Consider the following 8953-nt stretch of genomic DNA (forward strand, 5'->3'; position numbering starts at 1 on the left):
GTCGGGCGCACGGCCGCTTCCGCGATGGCCTCCGCGTCAGCGCGATCGTTCTTCTCTGGTTGCCGCCCATGGTGCAAGTCGCTTTTGACCTGTTTTGGTTGGTGATCGAATGCGTTCTTCTCTCAGGCCTTCGTGATTGCGGCCGTTCAAGAAGCCGCTGGCCGGGATGGTGATCTGCGGATCGGGTCCATATCTTCTGCAAGAGCTTTTCGGCTCGAGAACGACGTCTGGTTTTCCCCATCCAGATCTTTTCGATCATTGCGCCCATTCAGGTCATCGACTTCTTACACCTCCTTCACCGACGCCAGCTCACATGGGGTCTGTAGCCCTCATGCAGAAACAGCTCGCGCCGGATCTCGATAGTCCTCCTTCTTTGTCATCATTGCCCAGATGGCCCTTGCCATCTTGTTGGCCAGCGCGATGGCGACCAGCATGAGGGGCTTGCGGTGCAGCAGGCGTGCCAGCCATGATCCCTCTGGGATCGACTTTCGGGCCAGCACTGTCAGGCGCGACATGGCCCCTATGATCAGCAGATATCGGATGTCGGTCTGGCCGGCTTTCGAGATACGTCCTAAGCGTTCCTTCCCGCCAGAGGTGTATTGGCGCGGAACGAGACCGAGCCAGGCCGCAAAATCTCGCCCGCGCTTGAAGCTATCCATGGGCGGAGCGAAGGCGCTAATGGCCAATGCGGTCTGCGGCCCCACGCCGGGCATCGTCTGCAGTCGCCGCGCTGCATCATTTGTCCCGGCAAGCCTCCGGGCCTTTGCTGTCTTGGCATCGATCCGAGTTGTCTGCTCGGATATCTGTTCAAGCAAATCATGGCACTCATCCCGCACCAGCGCAGGCAAGTCGCTGGCAGGATCGTCGAGGAGAGCTTCGATCCGCTTGAGGTGGGCGATGCCTTTTGGAAAGACATGGCCATATTCATAGAGCACTGAACGCAGGGTGTTCACGAGTTCGGTGCGCTGATGAAGAAGCCGCTCACGCGCACGGAAAAGCACCGCGCAGGCTTGCTGATCTTCCGACTTCGGCTCGACAAACCGCATCTCAGGGCGCTGTGCCGCGACGACGATCGCCTCCGCGTCAGCCGCATCGTTTTTCTGACGCTTCACGAAAGGTCGCACATATTGCGGCGCGATTAGCCGGACCTCATGCCCAAGCTTGACCATCTCTCGCGCCCAATAACTCGCGCTGCCACAGGCCTCCATCACCACGACGGCAGGTTCGTGTTTCGACATGAACAGTCGAAACTGGACCCGAGTCACCTTCTTTCGAAACTTCAAGTGTCCGGCCATGCTGGCCCCGTGAAGCTGGAAGACGCTCTTTGCCAGATCCACTCCGATCATTGTATCTTTCATTTGCCGTCCTCTCCTTTGCGTGGCCTTGAACACCACGACCTTGGCACATCGCGATGCCGTCTGGGGAGGGCGGCAACCATCCCATCTTCTGCCGCTTCACGAATGGCTCACATGAGGAGGATCGGATCAAGGGGAATTCTTCAGACAAGGGCGGCAACCAAAGAAGAAGATCTGACACTCTCGACGCCCGGGCACAGCCCGCGCGCCTTCGGGCGGGCGCCAACCTTGTGCATCTGAAGTCTACGTCAGAATGGGCGGAACCTCAATCGTGCGCGGCTGGACGTGATGGCCCGTTCTGATCAGCTCGAACAACTCGGCCAGCATCGTTTCCACGTCCTGCTTCACCATCGCGATCTCGGGCCTCAGCACGGCCACGAGGGGATCCCAGTCGAAACACCCCACGACCCTCGAGCCGTGATGCAGCTGGCCCGACTGGCTAAGGGCCTGTGTCACGCCTTCGAGCGAGATGGTGGAGTTGATGAACATCGCGTTGTAGCTTTCATGGCCGGAAGCCAGGATGGTTTCCATGGCCTGCCGCGCCTTGTGCGCCTCGTAGCCGCAGGTGACGATTTGCTCGTCCCCGACCATGATGCCGCGTTCCGCATGCGCCTGCATGAAGCCGCGGATCCGCTCTTTCGTATTGTGGTCGCTCGCCTCGCCGCCCACGAAGAGCATACGGCATTCACCGGCCACGTCGTCGAGCAGCTTGCGCGCGAGCTGCAGGGCGCCGTCGTGATTGTCCGAGATCACGGAGGCCGACCGCCGCCCGGGCAGATCCAGGTTCAAGGTCGGGACACCGGCCTTCGCGCACAGCTCGTGCAGGCTGTCGGGGTCGGTCGAGCCCGTGCAAATCACGTATTCAGCCTGATAATGCAGCATCGTCCTGACCGCCCGCATCTCGAGATCCGGGTCGCGATGGGTGCATGTGGTGATCGGGAAATACCCCATCTCGCGCGCCATTCTTTCGAAGTTCTCGGTGATCGAGCTGAAGAAGCGGTTGTCGTAAATTGGCACGACCATTCCGATGATACCCGAACGCTCCTTTCTGAGCGCGCTCGCCTGCATGTTCACCGCATAGCCGTGCTCATCCGCGACCCGCTGCACCCTTTGTGCCATCTGCGCGCTGATCCGGCGCTTTTTCCAGCTTCCGTTCAGCACGGCGCTGACGGTGCCCGCCGAGGTGCCGGCGAGTTTCGCCAGGTCGTATATTGTTGTCTTCTTTGGATTTTGGTCCATGGATCGGCGGTGGCCCCGGAAAGTTCGCGCCGTGACATTGACACCCTTGGCGCGCCTATGCAAATTGGGCGCAATCGATTGTGCAAGTTGTGCGGCAAGCGAGACATCCAGGGAGGATACCATGAAAGCTTTGACCACGTTCCATCTCGGCCTGACGGCCGCGCTGATCGCCACGGCACCGGTTGCCGCCACGGCCGAGACGACCATCGGGGTTGTCGTGAAGCTGGGCGGAAGCCCGTGGTTCAACGCGATGGAGATCGGCATCGAGGAGCGCGCGGAAGAGCTTGGCGTCGATGCCTTCATGGTCGGCCCGACCAGCAACGATCCCGCGCTGCAGGTGCGCGCCATCGAGGACCTGATCGCGCGGGGCGTCGATGTCATCGGTGTCGTTCCGAACGATGCGCAGGTTCTCGAGCCGGTGCTCGAACGCGCCCGGGAGGCCGGGATCAAGGTCATCACGCATGAATCGCCGGACACGATCAACAACGACTACAATTTCGAACTGGTCTCCACGGAGGATCTGGGGATCGCCCATGGCGAACTGTTCAAGGAGGCCACGGGCTGCGAGGGCCGCTACGCCGTCTATGTCGGTGGCCTGACCGTGCCGGCGCAGAACGCATGGGCCGATGCCGCGGTCGAGTATCTGGAGCAGAACTGCCCCGACCTTAAGCAGGTGTCCGAGCGCTTCGGCGTCGCCGAAAGCGTCGATGACAGCCGCAACACGACGCTCGACCTGATCCGCGCCAACCCCGATCTTTCCGGCATCCTCGCCTTCGGCAGCCAGGGCCCGATCGGCGCCGCGCGCGCGGTGCAGGAACGTGGCCTCTCCGGCGAGGTGGCCGTGGTCGGGCTGTTCTCGGCCGGACAGGGCCGCAGGCTCGTGCATGAAGGCGCGATCACCGGCGGCTATGTCTGGAGCCCGCTCGAAGCCGGCAAGGTCTTCGTCGAACTGGGCGCCATGCTGGCCGAGGGCAAGGAGCTGTCCGACGGCGACGAGCTCCCCCTGCTCGGCACCATCGCGCTCGAGGGCAACAACATCTTTGCCAACAAGCCCCTTGCCCTGACCGAGGACACCGTCGACGGGCTGGCCGAGCTCGGCCTGTAAACGCGATGCCTTCGCCGTGACGGAGCCGCCGCGAGGCCCTGTCACGCGCCTTTTCTCCAAATCTCGAAATGGCCGAGCCTGCGCGCCGTGACGGCTGCGCAGCGCTTGGGATGTCATGGGGCGCCGAAATGACGGACTATGCACTCAAAGCCGAGAACATCACGCAGAATTTCGGCGCTTTCTCGGCACTCAAGGACGTCTCGTTCGATCTCAAGGTCGGCGAGGTCCATTGCTTGGCGGGCGAGAACGGCTGCGGGAAGAGCACGCTGATCAAGGTCATAAACGGCGTGAACAGGCCCGAGCCCGAGGCGCGGATCAGCTTCCGGGGCACCGAGCCTGCGGCCCATGTCACCCCGGCGGATGCAAAGCGCAACGGGGTCCATGTGATCTGGCAGGATCTCGCGGTGTTCTCCGATCTCACCGTCGCCGAAAACATCACCTTCGACAGCTACGTGACCTCGCCCTTCAAGCCGATGAAGGCGCGCGAACGAAAGCGGCGCGTGCGCGAGATCATCGCCCGGCTCGGCGTGGATCTCGATCCCGACGCGCTGGTGGGCGAGCTGAGCATCGCCAAGCGCCAGCTCGTCGCGATCTGCCGGGTGCTCGATGCCGAGGCGCGGATCATCTTCATGGACGAGCCGACCGCCTCGCTGACGCGCAAGGAAACCCAATCGCTCCTTGGCATCGTCCGCAAGCTCTCGGCCTCGGGCATCTCGGTCGTCTTCGTCAGCCATCGCCTGGCCGAGGTGCTCGACGTGTGCGAGCGGGTGACGGTGCTGCGCGACGGTGCCCTGGTCGGAACCTATCCGACCGAAGGGATGAACCAGAAGAAGCTCTCCATGCTGATGACCGGCATGGACATGAACGAACAGCCGCGCGGGGCGCAGGCGTTCGGCGATACGGCGATCGAGCTGCGCGGGCTGACACGGCGGGGGCAGTACGAGGACATCTCATTTGCCGTGCGAAGCGGCGAGATCCTGGGGCTGACCGGGCTGATGGGATCGGGGCGCACCGAGATCGCCCTGTCGCTGTTCGGCATGACCCGCCCCGATGCCGGGGAGATCCTGCTCGGCGGCAAGCCCATCCGCTTTCGCAGCAACAGGGACGCCATCGCCTCGGGCATCGCCTATGTCTCGGAGGACAGGCTGAACCTCGGGCTGGTCCAGAACCAGTCGATCATCAACAACACCTCCGTCACCGTGCTGGACGCGCTCGCCGATCCGCCCTTCTATCTCGCGCCTGCGCGGCTTTCGCGTCTGACCCGCGACTGGATCGGCCGGCTCAGGACCAAGGTCAGCGATCCGCGGCTGCCCGTCTCGGCCCTGTCGGGCGGCAACCAGCAGCGCATCGTGCTGGCCAAGTGGCTCGCCACGAACCCCAAGGTCCTGATCCTCGACGCGCCCACGGTCGGCGTCGATGTCGGCGCAAAGGCGGGGATCTTCGAGATCGTGCGCGACCTCGCGGCGCAGGGCATGTCGATCATCCTCATCAGCGACGAGGCCAGCGAGATCCACACCCATGCGGATCGGTGTCTGATCCTGCGCAACGGCCGCATCCACCAGGAGCTGAACCCAGCGCATGTCGACGAAGAGAAACTCGAGGAGCTCATCAATGCGTAAGGCCCTGCTCTCGCCGGAGGGCATATTGCTTCTCCTGATCGCCGCTGTCTCGGTCTTCCTGAGCGTCGCGACGCCGAGCTTCGCCTCAATCCAGAACCTGTTCGACCTGCTCAACAACCAGTCGGTCAACATCATCTTCGCGGTGGGGCTGGTCGTCGTGCTCATTTCCGGCGGGATCGACATCTCCTTTTCGGTCGCCGCCTCGGTCGTCCAATACGTCGTGGTCAGCCTGCTGCTGAACTTCGACGGCGGCAACTGGGCCATCGCCATCGTCCTGACCTGTGGGACCGGTATCGCGCTCGGGCTGCTCAATGCCCTGTTCATTCATAGGTTCCGCATCGTTTCGATCATCGTCACCATCGGGACGTTCAACCTGTTCTTCGGCCTGTTGATGTATGTCTCGCGCGGCCGGTCGATCTATGCGATCCCGGACTGGCTATATGCGCGGATCACCATCCTCAGCGTCGAGCTCGAACGCGGCTCGGCCAATCTCTACCTGCCGGTTCTGGTGATGGCGGTCATGGTCCTGGCCACGGGCCTCATCCTCGCCCGGACCGGGTTCGGCCGGCAGATCTACGGCTTCGGCTCCAGTCCCGAAGCGGCCAAGCGATCGGGCGTCAACGTCGCGCTCATCCAGGCCTTCGCCTATGGTTGGCTCGGCCTGTGCGCCGGCATCGCCGGCCTGATGCAGGCGCATATCGTCCGCGAGGTGGTGCCCAACGCCCTGTATGGCCGCGAACTCGACATCCTGGCCGCGGTCGTCCTCGGCGGGGCCGTGCTGGGCGGCGGGCGCGGCACCGTCACCGGGGCGGTGCTCGGGGTGATGCTGCTGGCGTTGATCCAGAACGGGCTAAACCTGCTGGGCATATCGCCCTTCGTCTTCAAGGTCGTCGTCGGTGTCGTCATCCTGTCGGCGATCACCGTGCGCAATCTCGACCGCCTTCTTCCCAAGCTCAACCACGCGACCGCCAAGGGCGGAGATGCGACTGCGAGAGGTCAAGCCGATGCGTAACATATCCGCGAAATGGTCCGGCGACCGGATCGAGCTGAGCGCGATGTTCGCCTTCCTCGCGCTGGTCATCCTGTTCTTCTCCCTGGCCGCGCCGGGCTTCCTGTCGGTCGGCATCTTCCGCTCGATGGCCTTCCAGCTGCCCGAGTTGGGCCTGCTGACGTTGGCCATGTTCATTCCGATCATCGCCGGCGGGCTGAACCTCGCCGTGACCTTCACGGCCAATATCTGCGGCCTGGCGACGGCCTTCGTGGTGCAGGCGATCCTGGCGAATAACGGCATCGTCGCGGTGCCGGTCGGGCTGGCGATCAGCGTGCTGAGCGGGCTGGCGATCGGCATGATGATCGGCGCAATGGTGGCCTATGTCGGGGCGCATCCCATCCTCGTGACCCTGGGCGCGATGATCCTGCTGCGCGGCCTGGGCGAGATGCTGACGCGTGGCGGCGACATCTCGGGCATGCCCGATGCCTTCGAACTCATCGGCCACGGAAGCCTCCTGGGCATTCCCGTGCCCATGCTGATCTTCCTCGGGGCCGTTGCGGCCTGCTACTACATCATGCAGTTCACCAAGCTCGGCTTCGCCATCCACATGACAGGCTCGAACCCCGAGGCCACGCTGTTTTCGGGCATCGACGTGAACCGCGTCCTGGTCTGGGTCTACGGGCTTTCGGGGGCGCTGTCGGGCCTTGCCGGCTTCTTGATGCTGGCCCGGTTCAATTCGGTGCGGGTCGGTCACGGGGAGAGCTACCTGCTGATCACCATCCTCGCCTGCTTTCTGGCCGGGGCCAATCCGTTCGGCGGGTTCGGGAGGGTGCTTCCGCTGGCGGTGGGCCTCGTCAGCCTGCAGGTCATCGCCTCCGGCATGAACCTGATGGGCGCGAACCAGCACCTCGCCACCGTGGCATGGGGAGGATTTCTGATCGTCGTGATGGCGGTGCGCACCCCCTTCCAGTCGAAGTCGTAGGGCGAAGCGATGGCATATGTTCTGGGAATAGACGTAGGTTCCGGCAGCGCGCGCTGCGGCGTCTTCGACCAAGACGGCAACCTGCTGGCCGCGGCGCAGCAATCGATCCTGATCCACCGGCCGCGTCCGGGTCATGTCGAGCAGTCCTCGACCGACATCTGGGCCGCCGTCTGCACCGCGACCCGCACGGCGGTGCGCCGCGCCGAAATCGACCCGCAGTCGGTGCGTGGCCTGTCCTACAGCGCGACCTGTTCGCTCGTCCTGCTGGACCATGCCCATGAGCCGCTGCGGCTCGGCGAAGGGGTGCCGGGGTGGGACATCGTCATGTGGATGGACCAGCGCGCCGGCGAGGAGGCGCGGATATGCAACGCGACCGGCTCACCGGTTCTGAACAATCTGGGCGGATCGATCTCGGTCGAGATGCAGATCCCCAAGCTGCTCTGGCTGAAACGCAACCGCCCCGACCTGTGGCAGCGGCTGGGCTATGCGGCGGATCTCGCGGATTTCCTCGGCTGGCGTTCCACCGGCACCAACCACCGTTCGGTCTGTACGCTGGGCTGCAAATGGACCTATGACGCGGACGCCGGAAGCTGGGTCTCCTCCTTTCTCGACGAGATCGGCCTCGACGACCTGCGCGCGAAGGCCCGCCTGCCCGAGACCGCTTCGCCGGTCGGGACGCCGGCGGGCAGGCTCACCGCGAAGGCCGCGGCCGAGCTGGGACTGAGCGAAGGTTGCGAGGTCGCGGTGGGGCTGATCGACGCCCATGCCGGGGCCTTGGGCACATCGGGCCTGTTTGCCGATGACGCGCCCGAGACCCGGCTTGCGCTGATCGCCGGAACCTCGAACTGCCATATCGCGCTCGTGGACCGGCGGATCGAGGTGCCCGGCGTCTGGGGGCCGTATAACGGCGCGGTCCTCGGCGGTTTTCATGCGCTGGAAGGCGGGCAAAGCAGCACGGGCGCGATGCTCGACCAGATCGTGGCCCTTTTCGCTGCCGCGAAGAGCTATGGCGAGGCCCCCCATGGCCCGTTGGCGCAAGAGCTGCTGGCGCGCATGCAGGACGACCCGGACCAGGGCGGCGACATCATGGTGCTGCCGGATTTCCTCGGCAACCGCTCGCCTCTTGCCGACCCCTCGCTCCGGGGCGCGATCCTCGGGCTGACATTGGAAGATCCGCATGAGACCTTCCTTAAGGTCTACTGGTCGACCTGCGCGAGCATCGCATACGGCACGCGGCAGATCATCGACGCCATGCGCGGGCAGGGCGTGCCGATCCGGCGCCTTCACCTGAGCGGCGGACATGCGAAATCCGCTCTCCTCGTCAGGCTCTATGCCGATGCGACCGGCTGCGACGTGGTCCTGTCGGGCATGGGCGAACCCGTCCTGCTCGGCGCTGCCGTCGCTGCCGGCATGGCCCTGGACGAAAAGTTCGATCTCGCCCGATCGGCGGCGGCGCGCGAGGTTCGCGTCATATCGCCCGATCCTGCAGCGGCGGCTCTGCACGACCGGCGGTATGCCCGGTTCCGCGCCGCCTATGAGGCCCGCCCGGCGAGGTCCTGACCCCACGGTTCGCGGCCCTTCGTATCAGGCCGGGCCGTGACGGCATCTCACAAGACAGAATCCATCTGGGAGAACAGTGAACATGAACCTTATGTCGACGGA

At 64.2% G+C, this 8953-nt stretch carries 7 protein-coding genes; 5 read left to right on the forward strand and 2 right to left on the reverse strand.

All coding sequences use genetic code 11. The features are described from left to right. Window positions 1–329: 329 nt before the first annotated feature. Both ACFDS3_RS17420 and ACFDS3_RS17425 read right to left on the reverse strand, forming a co-directional pair. The gene (locus ACFDS3_RS17420; RefSeq protein WP_375263626.1) at window positions 330–1358 is read right to left on the reverse strand and encodes an IS110 family transposase; all 1029 of its coding nucleotides are present in this window, start codon (window positions 1356–1358) and stop codon (window positions 330–332) included. A 240-nt stretch (window positions 1359–1598) separates the two neighbouring features. Further along, on the reverse strand, window positions 1599–2768 hold the full coding sequence (locus ACFDS3_RS17425) for a substrate-binding domain-containing protein (protein WP_375263627.1): 1170 nt from the start codon (window positions 2766–2768) through the stop codon (window positions 1599–1601). Here ACFDS3_RS17425 and ACFDS3_RS17430 point away from each other — a divergent pair. The 5 genes from ACFDS3_RS17430 to ACFDS3_RS17450 all read left to right on the forward strand — a co-directional run bounded on the left by ACFDS3_RS17430 (window position 2716) and on the right by ACFDS3_RS17450 (window position 8851). Beyond that, entirely contained in the window at window positions 2716–3699 is a 984-nt protein-coding gene (locus tag ACFDS3_RS17430) for a substrate-binding domain-containing protein (RefSeq protein ID WP_375263628.1), read from the forward strand. The two genes, ACFDS3_RS17425 and ACFDS3_RS17430, sit on opposite strands and share 53 nt — an antisense overlap. A 128-nt stretch (window positions 3700–3827) precedes the next feature. Continuing rightward, window positions 3828–5318 carry a sugar ABC transporter ATP-binding protein gene (locus ACFDS3_RS17435; RefSeq protein WP_375263629.1) on the forward strand — a complete coding sequence of 497 codons (1491 nt, stop codon included), beginning with the start codon at window positions 3828–3830 and terminating at the stop codon, window positions 5316–5318. Then, complete coding sequence (locus ACFDS3_RS17440; protein ID WP_375263630.1) at window positions 5311–6330, forward strand: ABC transporter permease; 1020 nt, start codon at window positions 5311–5313, stop codon at window positions 6328–6330. The genes ACFDS3_RS17435 and ACFDS3_RS17440 overlap by 8 nt, the downstream gene beginning before the upstream one ends. After that, window positions 6323–7291 (forward strand): ABC transporter permease, encoded by a 969-nt coding sequence (locus tag ACFDS3_RS17445; protein WP_375263631.1) that lies wholly within the window; start codon window positions 6323–6325, stop codon window positions 7289–7291. The genes ACFDS3_RS17440 and ACFDS3_RS17445 overlap by 8 nt, the downstream gene beginning before the upstream one ends. Window positions 7292–7300: 9 nt before the next feature. Next, the gene (locus ACFDS3_RS17450) at window positions 7301–8851 is read left to right on the forward strand and encodes an FGGY-family carbohydrate kinase (protein WP_375263632.1); all 1551 of its coding nucleotides are present in this window, start codon (window positions 7301–7303) and stop codon (window positions 8849–8851) included. Window positions 8852–8953: the final 102 nt, after the last annotated feature.

Source organism: Palleronia sp., assembly GCF_042089775.1.
Lineage (GTDB): Bacteria > Pseudomonadota > Alphaproteobacteria > Rhodobacterales > Rhodobacteraceae > Palleronia.